Below are 249 nucleotides of genomic sequence, written 5' to 3'. Positions count from 1 at the left end.
CAATCCTGCTTCCGGTTCTCGCCCTTCTCGGCTTTGCCGAAATGGGGCGGACGATCGCCGAGCCTGCCTATGAGGGTCTCGTCGATACCGGCCACTATCTGCAGAACCTGAACCGCCGCTACTATTCCGACCCGGAAGCGCAAAGGCAGATCGCCTTGATCCGCGCCGGTCTCTACAGCAGCTTTTCGCTGGCGCTGCTCTCGGTCGTCCTCGCCCGCAGCCTGCGCAAATGGAAGGAAGCCACCGATC

Annotated in this window: 1 protein-coding gene; it reads left to right on the top strand. The window is 62.2% G+C overall.

Annotated features, from left to right (window positions below; genetic code table 11):
- A partial coding sequence (locus SCA31_RS24810; protein ID WP_410699614.1) for a hypothetical protein occupies positions 1-249 on the top strand: 249 nt, incomplete at both ends.

The organism is Chryseobacterium sp. SIMBA_028 (genome assembly GCF_046535285.1).
GTDB lineage: Bacteria > Bacteroidota > Bacteroidia > Flavobacteriales > Weeksellaceae > Chryseobacterium.
The sequence above is the reverse complement of the archived record's forward strand: the minus strand, read 5'-3'. Positions and strand labels throughout refer to the sequence as shown.